Source organism: Pedobacter sp. NEAU-ZC8, assembly GCF_059278965.1.
In genome coordinates, this window is record NZ_JCAJXC010000013.1 from 123,863 (window position 1) to 146,110 (window position 22,248).

A 22,248-nucleotide genomic window follows, 5' to 3' on the forward strand; every position below is an offset into this window, starting at 1 on the left:
GAACCATAAATAGAAAAAAATGAAACAATTTCTCCTAAAACACAAGTTCAGCCTGCTGCTCGTGGCAGCGATCTCATTTGCCGGATGTTCATCTAAATGTATCGAGGATTCCGGAGACCACATCGTCAGAGATATCACGGTTTCACCCTTCGATGAAATTGAGATCGATGGACCTGTAAAGCTTGTCCTTCGTCAGGATAGTTCATTCAAGCTAGCGGTTTCGGCCGACTCCAGTATCATAGACAAGATCAAGACCACGGTTAGCGGCGAAAAGTTTAAGGTTTCTTTAGATCCAATGCAGTACTGCGGCGCTGACTCTATTGTTATACATGCCGGTGTCGGTGCACTGACGGAGATCAAAGCTGCCGGTGCAAGCAAAGTTTATAGTGAAGGTTCCTTGCATGTTGGAGATATCGATATGAAGCTTTCGGGTGCAACCGAACTAAATCTTAACCTATATGCTGGTAAAGTTAAAACTGAAAGTGACGGTGCGGCAAGGTTAACCTTAAGTGGACAGGCCGGAGCGCACGAACTTGATAGCAAAGGTGTACTTGAGTTAAATGCCTTTGACTTTGTTGTTGCTCAATATGATATTGATATCCAAGGTACAGGAAAATCGAATATCAATGTACTGAATGATCTTAAGGTGAAAACCAGCGGGTCCAGCACCATCTACTATAAAGGAAATCCAAAGAACGTATCGGATAAGAAATCCGGAACATCCAAACTGGAAAAAGTTAACTAGTGGAAATCAAGGATAATAAGAAGGTCATCCGGGCATGGGCCATGTTCGACTGGGCGAATTCGGCCTACAATCTGGTGATTACTTCAACGATTTTCCCGGCTTACTTCACTGCAATTACGACTACCGCGGCACAGGGTGATCGGGTATCCTTCTTCGGCTGGAATGTGGTGAACACGGCACTGAGTAACTATGCGCTTGCCTTTGCCTACCTGATCATCGTGTTGATCTCGCCCTTGCTTAGTTCAATTGCGGATTACAGGGGCAATAAGAAGATCTATATGCAAATGTTCACCTGGCTTGGCTCAATTTCATGCTGTTTACTGTTCTTCTTTAAATTGGAAACGCTTGAACTTGGCGTCATTTGCTTTGCGCTTGCTGCAATCGGTTATGCTGGAGGATTCGTGTTTTACAACTCTTACTTGCCCGAGATTGCTTCCGTTGACCGCCAGGATGCGGTAAGCGCAAAGGGCTTTTCTTATGGATACGTGGGTAGTGTAGTGTTACAACTGATATGCCTGGTTTTTGTCCTTAAACCAGAATGGTTCGGCATCTCGGATGCCAGTTTCCCTCCAAGATTATCTTTTCTCCTGGTGGGGCTCTGGTGGATTGTATTTGCACAAATTCCCTTTTTTGTGCTACCAAAGGGAAGTCCCAATTTCAATGTGGATGTGCAGCGTAAGATTTCGAGTGGCTTTGCAGAACTTGCCAAGGTCTGGCGCCAACTGAAGAACATGACGCAATTAAAGAAGTTTCTGCTGGCATTTTTCTTTTACGCTATGGGTGTGCAAACAACGATGTTAGCAGCTGCTGGTTTCGGCGCCAAAGTCTTACAGCTTCCAACTTCAAGTCTGATCATTACGATACTGATCATTCAGTTGGTGGCGATCGCTGGCGCAAACCTGATGTCGAAACTTTCCAAATTATATGGCAATGTGCAGGTGCTCTTGTTTGTAGTTGTCGTTTGGATCGGCATCTGTATCGCTGCTTATTTCGTGAACTCTATTGAAATGTTCTATCTGCTCGCTGGTGTAGTAGGATTGGTGATGGGTGGTATTCAATCGCTCTCACGCTCAACCTATTCCAAGTTCCTGCCCGAAAATACACCCGACACGGCATCCTTTTTTAGCTTTTATGACGTTACTGAAAAGCTGGCCATTGTTGCAGGATTGGCATGTTTCGCTTACATTGAGCAGCTAACCGGCAACATGCGAAACTCCGTTATCGCACTGACCCTGTTTTTTGCCCTAGGATTGGTATTTTTGCTGGCCCTTAAAAAGGCATCACGACCATTATATACATCAAAATGAAAGTAGAACTTTTTGTACCCTGTTTTATAGATCAATTATATCCTGAAACTGCCTTTAATACGGTCAAGGTTCTGGAGAAAGCAGGGTGTGAGGTAAGCTATAATTCCAGTCAGACTTGTTGTGGACAGCCTGCGTATAATGCGGGATACTGGGAAGAAGCAAAAGTGATCGGTAACAAATTCCTCAATGATTTTTCTGATACCAAATATATTGTCTCACCATCTGCATCCTGCGTAGGGATGGTTAAATCTGGTTTTAACGACCTATTCACCAACTCTAACGTTCATAATCGATGCAGAAGCATTCAGAGTAATATCTTCGAACTTTCAGACTTCCTGATTAATGTCCTCAAGCGCGACTATTTTGGGGCAGAGCTTGGCGGGCGCGCGGTTTACCATGATTCCTGTAGTGGTTTGCGCGAATGCAAAATTAAAGAGGAGCCAAGGCAGTTATTGTCGAAGGTAATCGGACTCGAAATGGTGGAGATGCGCGATACAGATATGTGCTGCGGTTTTGGCGGTACTTTTTCCGTGAAATTTGACTCGATATCTTCAGCAATGGCCGAGCAGAAGGTGAATAATGCACTCGAGCAGGATGTTGATTACATCATATCGACAGACCACTCGTGTCTGCTCCATCTAAAAGGATACATCGAAAAGAACAATATTCCCTTAAAGACCATGCATCTTGCGGATGTATTGGCTAACGGCTGGTTAGAGAGTACGGAATACTAGCATTTAAATTCCAACTTACTTGGCCCGGTAGCGCATACCGGGTTTTTTTATGCGCTAGCCTGAATAGAATTCATTCATCTACTCTAGTGACTACGTCCCGAGATAAACATTAATTGTAAACAACATATAGTAAACAGACTTTCCACTGTAAACAAATACCAGTATACTACACTATCTGGTTGGCATGGTGTTGACAAGGGGTTAACAGGGGGTTGACAAGGGGTTGACAAGGCTAAAGCCTTATGAACGCCTTGTCAACCCCTTGTGATTGGCTGGTCAATGTTTAACCGATTCCAACTTTCTTGAATTTTTGAACAGGTAGGAGAGATATTAAATATTAATCTAACTTTGTCCATTAAGATCACATTGTAGGTGATTTATGAGATAAATTTTTAACCTAAAAATCATAGTTGTAGATGATTAATATTACACTCCCGGACGGTTCTGTCCGGTCTTACGAAAGCGGTGTAACCGCTCATCAGATTGCTTTATCAATTTCCGAAGGTCTTGCTAGAAACGTTTTAGCAGCCGAAGTAAATGGTGAGGTCTGGGATTCTTCCCGCCCAATTGAAAGTGATGCTAGCATAAAGCTGCTTACCTGGAATGATAATGCAGGTAAGTCTACTTTCTGGCACTCCTCTGCGCACCTTATGGCAGAAGCGCTTGAAGCACTATACCCAGGTACAAAGTTTGGTATTGGTCCCGCTATCGAAACGGGATTTTACTACGACGTGGATTTTGGAGATCGTGAGTTTTCCTCGGATGATTTTAAGGCGATCGAAAGCAAGATGCTGGAACTTGCGAAGCAAAAAGAGGTTTTTGAGCGGACAGCAGTTGCAAAAAATGATGCTATAAACTACTTCAAGGAAAAAGGTGACGAGTATAAACTGGACCTTCTGGAAGGTTTGGAAGACGGAAAAATCACCTTTTATAAACAAGGTGCATTTACCGATTTATGCCGTGGGCCACACATTCCGCATACGGGATTTATCAAGGCGGTAAAGCTGATGAATGTTGCAGGTGCTTACTGGCGCGGAGACGAGACTAAAAAGCAGCTAACCAGGATCTATGGTGTAACTTATCCAAAGCAAAGTGAGCTTACCGAATATCTTCAAATGATTGAAGAGGCTAAGAAGCGTGATCACCGGAAACTGGGTAAAGAACTTGAATTATTTGCCTTTTCAGAAAAAGTAGGTGCGGGCTTGCCACTGTGGTTGCCAAAAGGTACCGCTTTAAGGGAGCGTTTGGTTCAATTTTTAACGAAAGCACAATCGAAGTCCGGCTATGAGCAGGTAATTACGCCGCACATTGGTCATAAAAATCTATACATCACCTCCGGACACTGGGATAAGTATGGTAAGGATTCTTTCCAATCCATTAAAACACCGCAGGAAGGAGAGGAGTTCCTGTTAAAACCAATGAACTGCCCACACCACTGTGAGATTTACAAGGTGAAACCACGTTCTTACAAAGATCTTCCTTTACGCTTCGCGGAGTTTGGTACCGTTTACCGTTACGAACAAAGTGGCGAATTACATGGTTTAACCCGGGTTAGGGGCTTTACTCAGGATGATGCACACTTATTCTGCCGTCCAGATCAGGTGAAAGAAGAATTTAAGAAAGTTATTGACCTGGTATTGTATGTGTTCAAGTCACTTGGCTTCAATGACTACGTTGCGCAAGTTTCGTTAAGAGATCCTGACAATAAGACGAAATACATCGGTTCAGATGAGAACTGGAAGATGGCGGAGTCCGCCATTATCGAAGCAGCGGAGGAAAAAGGCCTACCAACAGTTATAGAATACGGTGAAGCGGCATTTTATGGCCCGAAACTTGATTTCATGGTTAAAGATGCTTTAGGCAGGAAATGGCAGTTGGGAACGATTCAGGTAGACTATAATTTACCGGAGCGTTTTGAGCTGGAATATACCGGAAGCGATAATCAAAAACACCGGCCAGTAATGATCCACCGTGCACCTTTCGGTTCATTGGAGCGATTTGTTGCGGTGTTGATTGAGCATTGCGCTGGTAATTTTCCGCTTTGGTTATCTCCTGAACAGTTTATCATTCTTCCGATTTCAGAAAAATATGAAGATTATGCGAAAAAAGTTTTAGATGAGCTAAATAATTCGGATATTCGCGGATTGATTGATTTTCGTGATGAAAAGATCGGAAGAAAGATCAGAGATGCTGAGGTTAAGAAGTTACCTTATATGCTAATTATCGGCGAGAAAGAAATGGCCGAAGGAAAGCTAGCAGTAAGGAAACATGGCGCTGGGGATTTAGGCGAGATGACCATTCAGGAATTTGGTGAATTATTAATAAAAGAAATAACAATTTAAATAAGATACACATTTGGCATTAGGCAGACCAGGATTTAATAGGGGACCACGTCCTCCTTTTAAGAAAAAAGAAGCAGAACATAATATTAATCAGTATATCAGAGCGCAGGAGGTTAGATTAGCTGGAGATAATGTTGAACCAGGGATTTATCCTTTGTCAAAAGCTTTGGCCTTAGCTGATGAATTAGAGCTGGATCTTGTGGAGATATCTCCAAATGCAGTACCTCCTGTATGCAGAATCATTGATTACAGCAAATTTGTTTACGAACAAAAGAAAAAGCAGAAGGAGATTAAATCCAATGCAAAGCAAACTGTAATTAAGGAGATCCGTTTCGGACCAAATACCAATGATCATGATTTTCAGTTTAAGCTGAAGCATGCCATTAGTTTCCTGGAGAATGGTGAAAAGGTACGTGCATACGTTCACTTTAAAGGAAGAGCTATTGTTTACAAAGAGCAAGGAGAGATTCTTTTGCTTAAGTTTGCACAGGCTTTAGAAGATATCGGCAAAGTGGAATTGCTACCGAAGTTAGAAGGTAAGCGTATGTTTCTGACACTGGCGCCGAAAGTTGCTAAAAAATAATAATTAACATAAATAATAACAGGTTATGCCAAAAATGAAGACCAATTCCAGTGCTAAAAAGCGTTTCTCGCTTACTGGAACAGGTAAAATCGCAAGAAAGAATGCATTCAAAAGCCACATCTTAACCAAGATGTCAACGAAGCGTAAGCGCAATCTTAGCCACACCAGTATGGTTTCGGCTGCAGATATGGGCAACGTAAAAAGAATGCTTGCAATCGGTAAATAATTAAATTTTTCTAACCAGGTACCCGGTAGTAAGTTTGCTGAAAAACGCAACACCGCTTATCAAAACACAACACAACTATGCCACGTTCGGTAAACGCAGTAGCTTCGAGAAGAAGAAGGAAAAAAGTCCTTAATATGGCCAAAGGCTATTGGGGATCAAGAAGTAAAGTATTCACAATCGCTAAAAATACGGTTGAAAAAGGTTTGCAATATGCATACCGTGACCGTAAGGTTAAGAAAAGAGAATTCCGTGGATTATGGATTCAACGTATCAACGCTGGAGCTCGTCAACACGGTATTTCATACTCTCAATTGATCGGTAAATTAGCGTCAAAAAATATCGGTTTAAACCGTAAAGTATTGGCTGATTTAGCAATGAATCACCCGGAAGCTTTCAAAGCTGTTATTGATGCAGTAAAATAGTTTCCAGCTATTACATAAAAAAAGGGAGCAAATTTGCTCCCTTTTTTTATGTCTTCATTTTAAGAATTCTCTTTAGTTGAGGATGGTCTTACCTGACCAGGGTTGCGTCCTTTTCTGTGCTGACGATCTTTGATTCTATCTTTACGTTCAGCCTTCAGAGACTCGTATTTAGCTTTCTGCTCTGGAGTTAAAACTTTAGCAAGCTTGTCTTCGCTGTCTTTCATTTCGGCCTTCCGGTTTTCAGCAACCTTTTTCATCTCCTGCACACGTTCCTTGCGCCATTCATCTTGTTTTTTCGCTTTCTCAACTTCAATCTTATAAACCTCAGTCTTCTGCGCATCGGTCAATGCAAGTTTTTCTTTCAATTGGCTTGCTACTCTTTCAGCTCTCTGCTCAGGTGTAACAGGGCCTCTTTCTGATTTCTGTGCGTAGCTTGCAGTAAATGCGCTTACTGCTATAGCTAATGTTAATACGATCTTTTTCATTTGTAAGTTGTTTTAAAGAATAGATCATGTAACTCCAGATAAGTTTAATGCTTAAATGTTAAAAAATGTTAAGGCTTCGGATTAGTTGCTTTTGTTCAGGTTCTGCAAGGATTTCTGCATCTGAGCCATCATCTGTGTAAGTGTCTCCATAGATGGGTCGGCTGTCGCCTCCGGTAGGCTGGTGGTAAAGTAAGCCTTCGCTTTCCAGATCTCCAGAATATCATCGGATGCGATCGTATAAGGATCATACATCTTGTTGTCTGAAATCAACTTTAACTCTTTGTTCTCTTTGAACTTGTTCCCTACACGTTTATAGACTACGCCCTCATTTTTGCTGATGATGATATAAGTTTCCCCGGGTTTAATCTCAGACCAGTTCTCCAGGTATTCTCCAACAACGATGCTGCCCGGTTGGATAGGGAGCATGGAATCACCCATGATCTCAAAGCCGCGGAATGTTCCTTGTTTTAAAGCCGGGATTGGAAGTTGAAACTTCGGCAACTCGCGGATGTATTCCGGATCTGCAAAGCCATTAAGATAACCGGCACTGGCTTTTACAGGTACCAGTTCGATGTTCTCATTATCGTCCTTATCTACGGAAATACTAAGCACCCGCAGGTTGGCTCCCTGTGCTTTTGTTTTTGGTTTCCACTTATCATTGATGGTTTCATTAATGAACTCATCAATGGTAAATTCGTAGAAGTCTGCTATTTTTTTTAGTAAGTCGTATTTCGGTTCTGCACGGTCTTCCTCATAGGCGCCGACCAATGAACGTTTAATGCCCAGTGCATCAGCAAATTGTTGCTGGGTCATTCCTTTTTTCTTTCTTAAGTATTTCAGGTTAGACGAAATATTCGACATAAAATAAAAGTTTATAAAATGTTTGTTTATACTAAAATAGTTAGTATTATTGTACCAATAAAGTTAGTAATATTTATTTGTTTAGCAAAGAGGTATACTAATTTAATTAGTTGTAACCGTTAAGCCTAATAAGATGAAAAAATTTGTTTACATCGTAACCGACCGTAACAGGACCAGTCTTCATGTTGGAATGAGTTCGGACCTAATTAAGACACTTGACTTTTATAAAACCATGCCGAGTTTGTTCTTTGACAGTGGCATGCAGTTAACGAGACTAGTATATTTTGAAGAGTTTAAAACTGAAGCACAGGCCCTGAGCCGTTTCAAAGTTGTTAGCCGTTTTACAAGAATGCAAAAGGAGCGCCTGGTAAGGTCATGTAATCCGGACTGGATTGATCTGACTATCGGTCTGGATTTTGAGCATATCATGGTTAACAAGCCGATCAACAATCAGGTTAAACTTTCGATGGGGATGCTCTCTTAAAAAAAAATGCGAACCCTTGTTTGGATTCGCATGCTTTGTAGTGTTCTTGTTTGGTATGGCCTATGGTTACCAGCCAGGAGCGAAGGTTAATCCGAATACACCGGCTTTAACATCTTTTCGCTGGAATGGGAAAGCGTAATATGGTTCCAATACAAAATACCCGAACATGTTTACCCTAAGAGATATGCCCGCACTTAGCGCAGGTACACGCTCCCTCGGACGGCCATTTTCAAGCAGCTCACCACTTGGTTGACTTTTGAATGATACAGTAGAATATTCGTCCCAAGCCAAACCGGCATCAAAGAAGAGGTTCAAGTCTGAAATCAGAAATCTTGATGGAATCTGAGCAAGTTGTTTCGGCCCTGTAAATGGTAAACGCATCTCAAAGTTGAATACAGCCATTTTGCTTCCCGATAGTTGGTTGATATCAAAGGTTCCAACTTGAGCATTATCGCTGTTGTAAAATGAATTGGCTTCATATCCGCGAATCAGATATGGGTAGCCTACATATAGTGGATAGAGGTTTTCGCCGTCTTCGCCCAAACGCATATAGGTGAATGCACGAGCAGCAAAGGTCACCGGCTTGGTACGTACATATTTTCGTAAATCCACGTTTACGGCGCTGAACTGATAATCACCAAAATATTGTTCGCCAGAGATTCTGTATCTGAATCCATCTAAAGGTGCAGTTAGCCCGAAGATGGAATTATCACCCACAAAGCCGGCATTAACCTGAAATATGTTAAATGAGCGAAGACTTATACCCAACTCCTGACTTGCTTGTTCGCTAGGAATATGCTTGCGGTCTGAACCAAGATATCCACCAACATAGCCATCCAAATTCTGGTAGTAGTTGCTCCAGCGGTCTACACGATAGCTGTATCTGGATATGGCACTTCCAGCTTCAAACCGGTGGACTTTGTTGAAGGGGTATGCTGCAAATAATTGTGCCTGATTTTCAAACGTCCTGATGATGTTCGTGCGCTCATTATAAACCGGAATTTTAGTATTTGGGTCATCCGTTGGCAGCTCCTCGACTGCGATATCCCGAAAGCCCGTTATATAGGGAATATGTGATACTGCGAAGCCCCAGTTGATGCGGTTTGCTTGATTGATGTAGCCCACCAAACCACCGAAGTCGTGGATCTCCCCGTTGATTGACAGGTTTGCTATGATCTGATTTCTACCGAGGATATCGCTGAACATACCTACAATTCCACCCTGTACGCCAGTTCCAAACCGACTTGTCGAGACACCAACGCCGCTGTTTGCAAGATAATCAAGCTTGAATTTAGGTTTGTAAGGAATGACTTCCAGTGAATCCGGCTGCACCTGTTCATAGTTGCTGAAGTTCTGCAAATTCTTGTTTACGGTTGTTACCCCAGCATTTTCAAACGGAGGAAGGACGGCAGCACTAAAATTGACATCATCGGCGTTTACACTTTTAATATTGAAGTTACTGAGTGAAGCATTGTACAGTGTATACCGTTGTGACCGGTAATAACTATAGATGATTTCGTCATTTCGGGATACCGTAATTGCTGGTGAAAATTCTGTTATACCGCTAATTCCAGTGAAATAATCGGTGAGTTGATTTATTGTAGCAGACTCCAGGTTGTATTCATAGAGATTTCGAAAGCCATCACGATTTGAGAGGAAGAAAATACGTTTGCTATCGCCGGAGAAGATTGCATTCAGGTTGTTGGCGCCTTCAAAAATTTCAATGTTTCTAACGCTTTTGTCCGACAGGTTAAGCAAGGCAAGATTTAGTGGGTAGTTCGCCGCTTTAAGTCCCTTTTCCATTGCCGCACGATCTGATGAGAATACAATGTATTGGCCGTCGGGCGAGTAGTTTGGTGCATAGTCAGAATACGCATCATTTGTTAAACGCTCTACTTTCTCCGCGTTGAGATCGTACGCAAAGATGTCACTTTGCCCCTCAACCATTCCGGAAAATGCTATTGATTTCCCATCTGGCGACCAGGTGAGATTGCCGAATTGCTCAACTTCGCCCATATCTTTCTGTAACAAAGTTTTGCCTTTGTTTACATCTACAATCATCAGCTGATTCTTCCCTTTGCTAAAAATACTGAACGCAAAACGTTTGCTGTCCGGAGACCAAGCACCGGCAGACTCGAGGAAGTTAAAGTCGTCGATGTGTGTATTTGTAGCCTGGCTACTAAGTTTTCTAATTATTCTTCCGGTCTTCGCATCTGCAAGAAAAAGGTCGATTCCAAACAGGTCCTTTTCGGAGAGGAATGCCAGGAACTTGCCATCCGGTGAAATTGCCGGGGCTACGTTCATGTTGCCTCCGTTTTTGTTGTCAACAATTTTTGTACCTCGTATTTTAACCTGGCTACTATCTGTTTTTAGCATCGGACGGTAGTGCGCCTCGATTGCTTGCTTCCATAGTCCGGAAAGTGCCTTGTCATCAAAGCCCAAGGTAAACCGCAGTGCATTCTCATAACCGTATTTTGCTGTATTTTTAAGCAGGGGAACGATCGTACTGTCTCCGTAGGTCGAGCCAACAAAGGTCCAGAATGCCTGCCCATATCGATAGGGGAAATACCTGTTCGAATTCGTGAGGTCTTTAAGTGAGGGAATGTCACGGTTGAGCAAGGCATCCCGCATCCACATGGATGTGAATGCATCTGTTTTGCCGATAGACATATATTCTGCCATACCTTCCACCATCCATAGGGGTACCTGGCTTACGTTTTCAAGGCTCAGGGAATCCGTTTCCAGTAAAGTGTGGTATTGAAAAGCATGTACAAGCTCATGCCCAAGAACATGGCGGGTTTGATTGTTCAGCTCCATTACAGGCATAATCACCCTGTTTTTTAGTGCTTCAGTCACACCACCTGTACCAATGCCGATTTCGCCGTTCAAAGCTGTGGTTTGCTGGAAGTCCGGATGGTTGTTATAAAGGATGATCGGATTCTTTTTTTGGAAAGTGTCTCTAAATACGGACTGGTGCATTTTGTACCAGGTTTCAGCGTCCTGCGCATACTTCCTGATGAACTTTTCATTTTTAAGGTAATAGTAGATCTCAAAATTTGGTGTCTGAAGCACCTTGAAATCTTCATTTTTATACCTTACCCGGTTTTGTCCAAAGCTTTGTGCTTTAAGTCCAGTGGACCCGATAAAGCTGATCATAATTGCTGCAGTAGCAATTTTAGAAAAGGTACCTGTTATTTTCATACACGCTCTAAGGTTATGTATCTCCGTTCGATTTCTTTTTAGCTTCTTTTTCTGCTTGACGCTGTTTTCGTCTTAATTCTCTTTCTTCTTTTCTGGTAAGTGGTTCTTCCGACGCTACTGGTTTCTGCTGTGCAGGCTCGTTAGGCTTTTTATTTTCTGATTTTACGGTTTCTTGTACTGGTTCAAAAACTGGGTCTTCCACAGGAAACGGTTCTACATCAAGGGAGTCAACAATTGTGGTGTCTGTTGCCGTTGTGTCGGGCACATAGCGCGGGGTCGGGCAATTGTAATTCCTGGTGATCTCGACAGTGGGTTTTGGAAACTGGCCGAAGGTATAGCCGGAATTCGGGTCTTTATAAACTTTCTCCATGAACTTGGCGAAGATCGGCAGTGCGGTTCTGGATCCTTCACCGGTCTGACTGTTTTTGAAGTGGGCGGTACGTTCGTCGCAACCGACCCATACGCCAGTTACAAGATCCTTAGTAATGCCCATATACCAGCCATCTACATAGTCTGAAGAGGTACCTGTCTTTCCACCAATCTGATTGTTTTTCTTCCAAAGATCCCATTCCCATAATGCTTGTGATGTTCCCCCCGGTTCTTCCATACCGCCCCTCAACATATATAGCATTAGCCATGCAATTTCTTCTGATAACACACGCTCGGTTTTTGGCTTGAAATCTTCAATCAGGTTGTCATCCAGATCCGTGATCTTTTCAATTAGTATCGGGTCGGTTTTTACCCCTTTATTCAGGAAGGTTCCGTAAGCCCGGACCATTTCGAACACGCTTACATCATTTGGACCTAGGCTCACCGATGGGACAGATTGAAGCGGGCTTTCAATCCCCGCTTTATGTGCCCATTGAACGACCTTGTCCCAACCGACATCTTCAGTAACCTGTGCGGTGATGGTGTTTACAGATCTTGCCATGGCCAGCCTTAGTGACATGGTTTGATAGGTTGTTCCCCAGCTTGCGTTTTTCGGTTCCCAGGTTTCCTTCTTACCCTTTTCATCATAGGTTATCTTTACAGGCTTATCTACGTAGGTATCACAAGGATTCATGCCGCTTTCCAGTGCAGCCAGGTAAGCAAAGGGCTTAAAGGTCGAGCCTGCCTGACGTTTCGCTTGGTTCACGTGATCATATTTGAAGAACCGGTGATTTATACCACCGACCCATACCTTAATTTTCCCGCTGAAAGGATCTAGTGTCATCATTCCTGTATTCAGGATCTTTCCATAATATCGAATGGAGTCCAGGGTAGAGAATAGTGTATCCCGGTTTCCATTCCAGGAGAACACTTTCATCTTTTTCTTTTTATTGAAGTATGCCGTTATGGAATCCGGCTCATTTGGATATTTCTTTTGCAATAAACTATAGATTCTCAGGTTGCGCATAGCCCTATCCGGATAGTCTACCTTTTGCTTTTCAGAATCATACCATGGATCTTCCTTTCCCCAGGCGTTGTAGAATCGTTTTTGCAGCGTCTTCATTTGATCTGCTACTGCCTCTTCGGCATACTGCTGTAACCGGGAATCGATGGTCGTATAGATCTTTAGCCCGTCCTCATAAAGGTCATAGTTGTTTTCCTCACACCATTTCTCCAGGTATTTGGCGACGGCTGTGCGTAGATAGGAGTCACCGTCGCTGCTTTCTTCAAGGTCACCAGCTTTCAGGGTAATTGGCGTCTCTTTAAAAGATTTAAACTCCGCCGCAGTGATATAGTTGTATTTGGCCATCTGCGCCAGGGCAACGTTTCTGCGGTCGAGCGCATTTTTTGGATTCCGGATCGGGTTGTATAATGTTGTGCCTTTAAGCATACCCACCAGCATGGCTGATTCAGGAACAGTTAACTGGTCGGTTTCCCGGTCGAAGTAGGTTCTTGCTGCAGTTTTGATGCCATATGCATTGTTTCCAAATGAAACCGTATTTAGGTACATGGTAATAATATCGTTTTTTGAGTAATTGGATTCAAGCTTTACTGCTGTCATCCACTCTTTCAGCTTTGAAACAATTGTCCTGACCAAAGGGATTTTACCCGTGAAGCCCTGAGATTTGTTATAACGTGTACGATAAAGATTCTTGGCAAGTTGCTGAGTGATTGTGCTTCCACCACGTTTGTCTCCAGTGGCTGTTGAGATACTACTTGATAATAGGGAACGAAAGTCTATGCCCATGTGATCATAAAAACGGACATCCTCTGTTGCGATCAGGGCGTTGATCACACTTGGTGCAATCTCCTTAAAATCGACTGGAGTTCGGTTTTCTTTGAAGTAGCGGCCGATGAGTTTTCCGTCGGCCGTATAAAGTTCAGAACCTACCCTTTGAGTAGGTGCTTTTATGTCAGTGTAAGATGGTGAATATCCAAACAACCAGAGGAAGTTGAGTTGTAGGGCGCAGAAGAAAAGGATAATAGCAAAAATTAATATGAGCGTATAACGGATGAATTTATTCCCGATTTCTCTAAACATAGGTTTAAGGTCAGTATAAAATAGTAGTAAAGGTTATATATGGTTGCAAATTAACGTAATTAAATTACTAAAATTTTAGGGAAGAACTAAATAATAGCAGGTTGAGGAACATCTGCCTGTTATTTGCCTGTTATAAATTTAGGTATTGAAGTTGCTGCAGCTACCTAGAATTATTTGCTTCACAAGAGAATATTGATACATTTGCAGCGCTTTTGGTTCTGCATGGAATTTCGATCTCATGTGGATTAAAAGGGAATACGGTGTAATTCCGTAACTGTCCCGCAGCTGTAAGCTCTGTAAACAAAACAGCCATCCATGCCACTGTTGCAAAATGGGAAGGCGGTTGTTTTGGGAGTAAGTCAGAAGACCTGCCACCAGCATATTATTTCATAGCTTTCGGGGATTGAAGCTGGAGATGGGTTCGTAGTGTACAGACTGCTCATTTCTTTTTATTCTACTGTTTGCTGTGCTTAAACCACAGAAATGAACAAGAAACAAAAACTTTATGCACTTGCAGGTCTTGGGCTTGCACAACTTTTGGCTTTAAACTCTGCTGTTGCGCAGGAGGTGAAATCATTGGAGGAGGTGGTGATCATGGCCACCAAAAACGATCAAAAACAAAATCAGACAGGTAAGGTGGTAAACATCATCAGCGCTGAGCAACTGGAACGTAGTGTAGGTAAAACCTTGCCAGAGTTGCTTAGTGAGCAGGCTGGCGTGATTGTGGGTGGCGCAACAAGTAACCAGGGCTTGAACAAAGGATTATTTATCCGCGGTGCAGGGAGTGCTTACGCTGTTGTGCTTATCGATGGCATTCCTGTCGCAAATCCCTCCGGAGCTGGTTCTGCTTTTGACCTGCGGATGTTTGGAATTGATCAAATTGATCATATAGAGATCATTAAAGGTGGACAGTCAACCATTTATGGCTCTGACGCGGTTGCTGGAGTGATTAATATTATCACTAAAAAGGGGAGTTCAGATGTGAGTAGCGTTTTTGGTAACGGGTCCATTGGTTCTTTCGACACCTATAAAGGAACTATCGGCATAAACAGTAACGTTTCGGGCTTTTCTTACAATATTGGATATACGCAGGCAAAAACCGCTGGCATATCGGAAGCCGCTGATTCAGTAGGCACTGGAGTCCCGTTTGAAAAAGATGGAAACCGGACTGCTGCTTTAAACGCGAATTTTTCGCTGCAAGCAACGAAGGAACTTAGTATCAGTCCATTTTTCCGATATTTTTATGGGCGTTATGATTTTGATGGTGGTGCCTTTTTAGATAATCCGGATAACAGGTACAAGACAAAACACTACAACGCGGGGTTAAATACAAAATACGAGTTCGGTACAGGCAAGTTGAACTTCAACTATAGCTACGAAACTACCTGGAACGATACCAGAAACCAGTATGGAGTGAGTCAGTCGCAAGGTAAGATGAACTTACTTGATTTATATTATAGCCAGCAACTCGGAGGTAACTTGACCTTGCTTGTAGGTGTAGATAATCGGTTGACAAAGCTTGAAGGTAGCTATCGTGCGCATGCTAATCTTTTCAGCACTTACACCTCGTTGTTTTTACATGATCTTAAAGGATTTAATTTAGAGGTCGGGGGGCGATATAATAATCATGAAGAATATGGGGACAATTACACCTACAGCATTACACCCTCATATGATTTGACGAGGTATGTTAAATTATTTGGAACCGTATCTACAAACTTCAAAGCACCAACACTGGATATGTTATTTGGTTTATATGGCGCGAATGTAGACCTCAAACCAGAAAGCTCACAGAATTATGAAGCGGGGGTAAACGTCAGGAGCAATGACAATAATCTAAGTTTAAGAATCAGTGCTTTTCACCGCGATCTTACCGATGCTATTGTTTATGGCAACCGGGGATACGTTAACCAATTAAGTCAGAAAGCAAAAGGCTTTGAGGTTGAACCTCGGCTAAAAATCGGCCAGTTCAGCGCCACGGGATTCTATGCCTATGTTGAAGGCAATGAGTTCAATTTTGTGAACAATCAAACGGAGAACACCCTTTTTCGCAGGCCTAAACACACTTTCGGCTTGAACCTGGGACTGCAGGCTACTTCCAGATTTTTTGTAAGTACCAATCTGAAGCGGCTAGGTAAACGTACTGATGGTGATTTTGACTTTAACAATCCACACATCGTGACAATGCCGGCCTTCAACCTGGTAGATATTTACGGGGAATATAAACTACCAAAAACGCAGCTACGGTTATTTGCTGATCTTAAAAATGTCTTTGACGAGCAGTATACCGAATATTACGGGTACAGCAGTATGGGCTTTAACATGAATGCAGGCATTGCTTTTAATTTCAGATAAAATTGATAATTTTGTATAAACAATAATCAATCATGGCAGATATCAAATTCAATCCACGTACACTAACCTTAATCCTTTTTATAGTGATTATTGGCCTTTCAAGAGTGCTACTTCCAATGTTTGGCGATTTGGAGGCAATAGCAAATTATTCAGCTGTTGGCGCATTGGCGATGTTCGGGGGTGCTTATTTTAACAATAACCTGAAATCTTTCAGCTTTCCAATTTTAACATTGCTGTTGAGTGATGTTCTTCTTTCACTTACGGTTTATAAATCGGCAAGTAACGGCTTTTTATATGAAGGCTGGTACTGGGTTTATGCTGCGTTTGCGCTAATGGTATTAACCAGCAAATTCATTATGAAAAATGTAAACGTGCTTAGCTTTCTTGCAGCGACGTTAGCAACCGTAATGATTCACTGGATTGTGACTGATTTCGGAATCTGGTATGGATCTGCCTTCTATCCGCAAACGCTTGCTGGTTTTTGGAGTGTATTGGCTGCTGCTATTCCGTTTGAGTACCGTTTCTTGTATGGTACAATCGGATATGGAGTTATTATGTTCGGCGCATTTGAAGCTTTAAAAGCAAAGTTCCCTGTATTGAACTTTAATGCAGGTCAGCGTGCTATAACAGTTTAAATCACTTAGTATACTGGAAGCCCCTTTTGTTCAATCAAAAGGGGTTTTCTTTTTTGTACCTGTTATATTTGAATATGAAAAAACGACTTGTTGTTTTAACTGGTGCGGGGATCAGCGCAGAAAGTGGCCTTCAAACCTTCCGTGATGCCGACGGCCTATGGGAAGGTTATAATATTATGGATGTAGCTACTCCGGAAGCCTGGAAGCGGAACCCGGCCTTGGTGCAGCAGTTTTATAATGAGCGCCGAAAGCAAGTCCTGGACGCACAGCCTAATGCGGCACACCTCATCCTGGCAGCGTTAGCGTCGGAATTTCAGGTTGATATCATTACGCAGAATGTAGATGATTTGCATGAGCGTGCGGGGTCGACCTCGGTTCTACATCTTCATGGGGTGATCACAAAGGCACAATCATCTCTTGATCCGAGTTTGACCTATCCTGTTGCAGGTGCCGAAATCAGAATGGGTGATAAATGCGAAAAGGGCAGTCAGTTGCGTCCTCATGTAGTGTGGTTTGGTGAAGAAGTTCCAATGATTTCGGTTGCTGCTGAACTTTGTACAAAAGCTGATATTTTTTTACTTGTTGGTAGTTCACTGGCTGTTTACCCAGCCGCAGGTCTTATAGATTTTGTGCCGAGAGAAACCCCAAAATATATTATTGATCCAAAAATTCCGTCCATTCAGGGCTATCAGAATATCATAAGGATAGAAGAGAAAGCGGTTGAAGGTATGACTAAGTTTGTTGAATTATTAAAAGGGCATTAGGCCTTCTGGTCAAGTTCCAACTCAATTGCGGAGCCAACTGCGCTTGCAAAGGTTTTATCCAAGCTAGGTTCCAGACGATCTCCATCAGCGCTCGGTAGGTAAAAGGGAAGATCTCCTGCTTCAATGTCATCTTTTGTTACAAGTATCCAGTCACCGTTCTGGGTCTTTTGCACTGCAGTTAGTACTGCTGCATAGTAGATTATTTTGTAATAACCGGCTTCAGTAGGTAAAACGGTTAGTGTCAGATTTTGTCCGGTATTGGTAATTCGAATGTTAAATGGATTCATGCGCAAATAACCACGGGGTCTTTAAAATGTTTGCAGCCGCTGACAGGTTAAATTTCAGATAGGGTTTAAACAATCCCATTTCGATGGTGTTAATAGCATAAAACATCAGAATATGGAAAATAACGATCAATCAAGGGATAGCTCAAATAACACCCAACCCAATGATGAGCATATCAGAACATTAAAAGGTCACGAAGCGCTTGAAAAGTTGAAAGCTATTGCAACCAAGGCGGAGAATTGCTTTTTCTGTACGAATATTAAAACCGGACTACCCGTTTCCATCCGGCCAATGAATGTGCTGCAGGTTGACGATGAAGGAAGTCTTTGGTTTATGAGCATGAAAGACAGTACTAAAAACGGCGAAATTTCCAGTGATCCCTTCACGCATGTCCTTTTTCAAGAAAGTACGAATTCAGGTTTCCTGAACGTATATGGCATCACGGAGATTAGCACCGATCAGGCCAAGATAGATGAACTATGGAAGCCACTGCTAAAAACCTGGTTTCAGGGTGGCAAGGAAGATCCAAACATCACGTTGTTAAAAGTGGTACCTACGAATGTTTACTACTGGGATAATAAACATGGTGACGTTGTTGCGTTTGCTAAAATGGCGGCTTCAGTGATTACCGGCAAAACTATGGACGATTCTATTGAGGGTAATCTTGATTTTTAAGCGAGCTTCCAAAGCCGTCGGAAATTTGTATATAGAAAGGCATATAGCTGCTTGGCACAAGCAACTATATGCCTTGTTTATTTTTAATAGATGTATTAACTTGTAAAATGAACTTGATTTCAGAGCAGTACAGAACAGTACGAGCCAGAAGTGTTGAAATTTGTTCCAGATTGGAGAAAGAAGATTACGTGGTTCAACCAATTGTTGATGTTAGTCCACCCAAGTGGCATCTTGGCCATACGACATGGTTTTTTGAAACGCTTGTGTTGCTTCCAAACGTACCTGATTACAAAGTATACCATCCTGAATACCACTTTGTTTTTAATAGCTATTATGAGTCATTGGGTGCTCGTGTAATACGAATCGATAGGGGCAACTTAAGCCGTCCGACTGTGGATGAGGTTTATCGATATCGCGATTATGTTGATGCAGCAATGATGAAGTTCCTGGGCGCTACAATGGTGGTTGGACCCATTGCTGAACTTGTTGAACTTGGGCTTAATCATGAAGAACAACATCAGGAACTTCTATGGTACGACATCAAATATATATTGGGTCACAATCCACTTTTTCCACCTTATCAGGAGGATACCATCGAAAACGATCTTGCCGGTTTGGATTCCGGATGGCATAATATTGATGCCCGGCTGTATGAAGTGGGTTATGCTGGCAATGACTTTCATTTTGATAATGAGAAGGGCCGTCATCGTGTATTCCTGGAGGAAGCTGCAATTGCAAAATCATTGGTGACAAACCAAGAGTACCTTGCATTCATAAACGACGGGGGGTATAAACGCTTCGAATTCTGGCATGCTGAAGGTTGGGACTGGATGAAGGTGAATGGAATTCATGCACCGCTATACTGGTATGAGATCGATGGAACTTGGTATAGGTACAATTTGAGTGGGCTGAAAGCACTGGAGCCTGATGAACCGGTTATGCATATCTCCTTCTATGAAGCTTGGGCTTTCGCGCAGTGGAAGGGTATGAGATTGCCCACAGAATTTGAGTGGGAGATAGCTGCTCGTCATTTTAATTGGGGTAAATTGTGGGAGTGGACGGAGAGTGCCTACTTACCGTATCCGGGGTTTAAGCGGGTACCTGGACCAATAGGAGAGTATAACGGCAAATTCATGATTAACCAAAAAGTACTCCGGGGTGCATCAATTGCAACGGCTCCGGGGCATAGCAGAGCAACTTACAGAAATTTCTTTCACCCGCAGCTACGCTGGATGTATAGCGGAATTAGACTAGCAAAAAATGAATGAACAATTTTTAAATGATGTGATCTCAGGCTTAAGTGCCATTCCCAAAAAGTTAGATTCCAAATACTTTTATAATGCAGAAGGAGATGCCCTTTTTCAGAAAATTATGCAAAGTGATGAGTATTATCTCACCAATTGCGAGTTTGAAATTTTCAAAGCCCGTGGACCCGAGATTGCAGCGCTGTTCAAGAGTAAACTACATGAATTTGACCTGCTGGAACTTGGTGCTGGGGACGCGTCGAAATCCAGCTATCTTTTACAAGCATTAGTAGACAAACAAACTCCGTTTACCTATATGCCAATTGATATTTCAGCCTCTATAATAGACTACTTGAAAGTAACACTTCCGGAAAAGGTGCCTGGACTACATATACATGGCTTAAATGGAGAGTATTTTCCAATGGTCGAGAAGGCGAAGGAGATCTCCAATCGACGCAAGGCCGTATTATTTCTTGGAGGGAATATTGGTAATATGAACCCCAGTGAGGCGCTATCTTTTTGCAACAAGCTTCATGAGGCTTTAAATAAAGGTGATTACGTGATGATCGGCTTTGATCTTAGAAAAAATCCTCATGCCATCTTTAATGCATACAATGATTCGGAAGGTTATACCAAGGCATTCAACTTGAATTTACTCCGGCGCATTAATGATGAGCTTGGTGGTGACATCGAGATTTCAAATTTTGAACATTATAATAGCTATGATCCACTTACTGGTGCCTGCAAGAGTTATCTCTTTAGTTTGGAGGCCCAGGAATTTAAGATTGCCGGCCAGCGTTTCCAAATGGATGCCGCTGAGGTGATAGATATGGAAATTTCACAGAAATATTCGCTTGAAGAAATTCTGGAACTGGCGAATCAGACTAACTTTGGTGTTGTAGAAACCTTTTTTGATTCAAAGCGCTGGTTTCTCGATATTCTATGGGAGGTAAAATAAAAGAACAACTTAACTGCGATATACTAATTTGCGGTGCTGGTCTGGCAGGCTTAAGCTTGGCTTATCGTGCGTTAAAAAGTGGCATATGGCAGCGTGAAAGAATCATTATTGTTGATCCAGTCGTTAAAAGGGAAAACGATAAAACCTGGTCTTTTTGGCAGAAAACAAGTGGCGATTTTGATGATCTAATATATAAGAGTTGGCCCCGGCTGCTGGTTTTTTCTAACTCAGGAGAGGAGATTCCCTTGAACACGGGTTCATATTGTTATCATTCCATCAGGAGTGTGGATTTTTACGAACATGTGCTTGCCTATCTGACTAGCCTTGAGAATGTTCAGTTTCTAAATGAGCGAATTGTAACCCTTACTTCGGACCAAGATTGCTGTGGCGCTGATACGGAATATCATACCATAAAGTCTGTTTTTACTTTCAATTCCATCTATAAGAAGCCAAAACTCACTAATACAGCACAGTATTTCTTACAACATTTCAAAGGGGTGGTGATAGAATCCTCCGAGGTCACGATGAACAAGGATGTGGCTTATCTTATGGATTATAGAACAAACCAGGAGTATGGAACCACGTTTTTTTACACGCTCCCACTGAGCTCAGGTAAACTCTTTGTTGAATATACGTTATTCTCTAAATCTTTACTCGATCAGGTTTCTTATGACCAAGCGATCTCTACCTATATAAAGGATATTCTAAAGCTCAAAAAATATAAAATTACGCATACTGAGTTTGGCATAATTCCAATGACAGATCATCGGTTTGCAAGAAAACATGGAAATATTATAAACATTGGAACAATAGGAGGAGACACCAGAGGTGCCACGGGATATACTTTCACCAATGTTCAAAAAACAATTTCGAGAGTTCTCAGTAGCTGGACAGCTTCAGGAAAACCATTACCTATTAAGGAAGGAATTAACGCGAAGCAAAGAATGTACGACGCAATACTATTGAATGTGCTAGATGATGAAAGGTATAAGGGACATGAGTTGTTCTGTGATCTTTTCAGAAATGCCCGTGCCGACTACATCTTTAAGTTCCTGGATGCGGAAAGTTCATTATCAGAAGACCTCAGAATCATTCTAAGCCTGAAACCCTTGCCCTTTGTCAGAGCATTAGTTAAGGTCGCGTACTCAAAGCTAGTGCAATAAAAAAGAGGCCGTATCATTGAAAGATGATTGGCCTCTTTTTTTTGTTGATGCTGTTTTTTGTTGTTCAGAGTTTCTTGATCATCAAGGGTAGAAAGTGGTGCTTAGCGGAAGCTTGCCGCATCACAACCAGCAAAAACAGCCTTTCTAAGCTGCTTTTTTCCTTAAGTTTTGTGCTATCGCGAGTAAACCCCATTCGATCTCGACTTTTTCTTTACCCCGGAGCATAAAGCGGCGGAACCCATGGTTCTGTTTGATATTTGCGAAGACTGGCTCAACATCAAAGCATCGTTTCTTTCGATGCCTTATTCC

21 protein-coding genes and 1 riboswitch are annotated in these 22,248 nt (G+C 42.3%); of the genes, 15 read left to right on the forward strand and 6 right to left on the reverse strand.

Features of this window, described 5'->3' with window-relative positions; all coding sequences use genetic code 11:
• Positions 1–19: 19 nt before the first annotated feature.
• The 7 genes from AC5WJX_RS11955 (at position 20) to rplT (ending at position 6,359) form a co-directional block, all read left to right on the forward strand.
• On the forward strand, positions 20–745 hold the full coding sequence (locus tag AC5WJX_RS11955; protein ID WP_494484706.1) for a head GIN domain-containing protein: 726 nt from the start codon (positions 20–22) through the stop codon (positions 743–745).
• Positions 745–2,052, forward strand: coding sequence for an MFS transporter (locus tag AC5WJX_RS11960; RefSeq protein ID WP_494484707.1), 1,308 nt, complete (start codon positions 745–747; stop codon positions 2,050–2,052). Before AC5WJX_RS11955 ends, AC5WJX_RS11960 begins: the two co-directional genes overlap by 1 nt.
• A complete protein-coding gene (locus AC5WJX_RS11965; protein WP_494484708.1) occupies positions 2,049–2,786 on the forward strand; it encodes a (Fe-S)-binding protein in 738 nt (245 codons plus the stop codon). Before AC5WJX_RS11960 ends, AC5WJX_RS11965 begins: the two co-directional genes overlap by 4 nt.
• A gap of 416 nt (positions 2,787–3,202) precedes the next feature.
• On the forward strand, positions 3,203–5,128 hold the full coding sequence (gene thrS, locus AC5WJX_RS11970) for a threonine--tRNA ligase (RefSeq protein WP_494484709.1): 1,926 nt from the start codon (positions 3,203–3,205) through the stop codon (positions 5,126–5,128).
• Between the two features lie 13 nt (positions 5,129–5,141).
• A complete protein-coding gene (gene infC, locus AC5WJX_RS11975; RefSeq protein WP_188627390.1) occupies positions 5,142–5,711 on the forward strand; it encodes a translation initiation factor IF-3 in 570 nt (189 codons plus the stop codon).
• A gap of 25 nt (positions 5,712–5,736) precedes the next feature.
• Positions 5,737–5,937 carry a 50S ribosomal protein L35 gene (gene rpmI / locus AC5WJX_RS11980; protein WP_188627389.1) on the forward strand — a complete coding sequence of 67 codons (201 nt, stop codon included), beginning with the start codon at positions 5,737–5,739 and terminating at the stop codon, positions 5,935–5,937.
• A 77-nt stretch (positions 5,938–6,014) separates the two neighbouring features.
• Positions 6,015–6,359, forward strand: coding sequence for a 50S ribosomal protein L20 (gene rplT, locus AC5WJX_RS11985; RefSeq protein WP_110826920.1), 345 nt, complete (start codon positions 6,015–6,017; stop codon positions 6,357–6,359).
• A 59-nt stretch (positions 6,360–6,418) separates the two neighbouring features.
• Here the strand turns inward: rplT and AC5WJX_RS11990 are convergent, their stop codons facing one another.
• Complete coding sequence (locus AC5WJX_RS11990) at positions 6,419–6,844, reverse strand: DUF4890 domain-containing protein (RefSeq protein WP_440432116.1); 426 nt, start codon at positions 6,842–6,844, stop codon at positions 6,419–6,421.
• 81 nt (positions 6,845–6,925) lie between these two features.
• Positions 6,926–7,705 carry an XRE family transcriptional regulator gene (locus AC5WJX_RS11995; protein WP_494484710.1) on the reverse strand — a complete coding sequence of 260 codons (780 nt, stop codon included), beginning with the start codon at positions 7,703–7,705 and terminating at the stop codon, positions 6,926–6,928.
• Between the two features lie 133 nt (positions 7,706–7,838).
• On the opposite strand from AC5WJX_RS11995, the gene AC5WJX_RS12000 reads away from it, so the two are divergent.
• On the forward strand, positions 7,839–8,189 hold the full coding sequence (locus AC5WJX_RS12000) for a GIY-YIG nuclease family protein (RefSeq protein ID WP_440432112.1): 351 nt from the start codon (positions 7,839–7,841) through the stop codon (positions 8,187–8,189).
• 66 nt (positions 8,190–8,255) lie between these two features.
• Here AC5WJX_RS12000 and AC5WJX_RS12005 read toward each other — a convergent pair whose 3' ends face one another.
• Together AC5WJX_RS12005 and AC5WJX_RS12010 are read right to left on the reverse strand one after the other, a co-directional pair.
• Complete coding sequence (locus AC5WJX_RS12005) at positions 8,256–11,390, reverse strand: peptidase MA family metallohydrolase (protein ID WP_494484711.1); 3,135 nt, start codon at positions 11,388–11,390, stop codon at positions 8,256–8,258.
• Between the two features lie 13 nt (positions 11,391–11,403).
• On the reverse strand, positions 11,404–13,860 hold the full coding sequence (locus tag AC5WJX_RS12010; protein ID WP_494484712.1) for a penicillin-binding protein 1A: 2,457 nt from the start codon (positions 13,858–13,860) through the stop codon (positions 11,404–11,406).
• A gap of 196 nt (positions 13,861–14,056) precedes the next feature.
• Positions 14,057–14,250: riboswitch (cobalamin riboswitch) on the forward strand.
• A gap of 93 nt (positions 14,251–14,343) precedes the next feature.
• Between AC5WJX_RS12010 and AC5WJX_RS12015 the strand changes: the two genes are divergently transcribed.
• The 3 genes from AC5WJX_RS12015 (at position 14,344) to AC5WJX_RS12025 (ending at position 17,614) form a co-directional block, all read left to right on the forward strand.
• Complete coding sequence (locus AC5WJX_RS12015; RefSeq protein ID WP_494484713.1) at positions 14,344–16,215, forward strand: TonB-dependent receptor plug domain-containing protein; 1,872 nt, start codon at positions 14,344–14,346, stop codon at positions 16,213–16,215.
• 32 nt (positions 16,216–16,247) lie between these two features.
• Positions 16,248–16,850, forward strand: a complete 603-nt coding sequence (locus AC5WJX_RS12020) for a DUF6580 family putative transport protein (RefSeq protein ID WP_494484714.1) — start codon at positions 16,248–16,250, stop codon at positions 16,848–16,850.
• 74 nt (positions 16,851–16,924) lie between these two features.
• On the forward strand, positions 16,925–17,614 hold the full coding sequence (locus tag AC5WJX_RS12025; protein WP_494484715.1) for an SIR2 family NAD-dependent protein deacylase: 690 nt from the start codon (positions 16,925–16,927) through the stop codon (positions 17,612–17,614).
• On the opposite strand, the gene AC5WJX_RS12030 is transcribed toward AC5WJX_RS12025, so the two are convergent.
• A complete protein-coding gene (locus AC5WJX_RS12030) occupies positions 17,611–17,901 on the reverse strand; it encodes a hypothetical protein (RefSeq protein ID WP_494484716.1) in 291 nt (96 codons plus the stop codon). The two genes, AC5WJX_RS12025 and AC5WJX_RS12030, sit on opposite strands and share 4 nt — an antisense overlap.
• A gap of 112 nt (positions 17,902–18,013) precedes the next feature.
• On the opposite strand from AC5WJX_RS12030, the gene AC5WJX_RS12035 reads away from it, so the two are divergent.
• The 4 genes from AC5WJX_RS12035 to AC5WJX_RS12050 all read left to right on the forward strand — a co-directional run bounded on the left by AC5WJX_RS12035 (position 18,014) and on the right by AC5WJX_RS12050 (position 21,939).
• Positions 18,014–18,574: a pyridoxamine 5'-phosphate oxidase family protein gene (locus AC5WJX_RS12035; protein ID WP_494484717.1), complete on the forward strand. Its 561-nt coding sequence runs from the start codon at positions 18,014–18,016 to the stop codon at positions 18,572–18,574.
• A 107-nt stretch (positions 18,575–18,681) separates the two neighbouring features.
• Positions 18,682–19,842, forward strand: coding sequence for an ergothioneine biosynthesis protein EgtB (gene egtB / locus AC5WJX_RS12040; RefSeq protein ID WP_494484718.1), 1,161 nt, complete (start codon positions 18,682–18,684; stop codon positions 19,840–19,842).
• Positions 19,835–20,776 carry an L-histidine N(alpha)-methyltransferase gene (locus tag AC5WJX_RS12045; RefSeq protein ID WP_494484719.1) on the forward strand — a complete coding sequence of 314 codons (942 nt, stop codon included), beginning with the start codon at positions 19,835–19,837 and terminating at the stop codon, positions 20,774–20,776. The genes egtB and AC5WJX_RS12045 overlap by 8 nt, the downstream gene beginning before the upstream one ends.
• The gene (locus AC5WJX_RS12050; RefSeq protein WP_494484720.1) at positions 20,761–21,939 is read left to right on the forward strand and encodes a lycopene cyclase family protein; all 1,179 of its coding nucleotides are present in this window, start codon (positions 20,761–20,763) and stop codon (positions 21,937–21,939) included. Before AC5WJX_RS12045 ends, AC5WJX_RS12050 begins: the two co-directional genes overlap by 16 nt.
• A gap of 144 nt (positions 21,940–22,083) precedes the next feature.
• Here AC5WJX_RS12050 and AC5WJX_RS12055 read toward each other — a convergent pair.
• Positions 22,084–22,248, reverse strand: a 165-nt coding sequence (locus AC5WJX_RS12055; RefSeq protein WP_494483316.1) for a transposase, incomplete at its 5' end; no start/stop codon positions are given.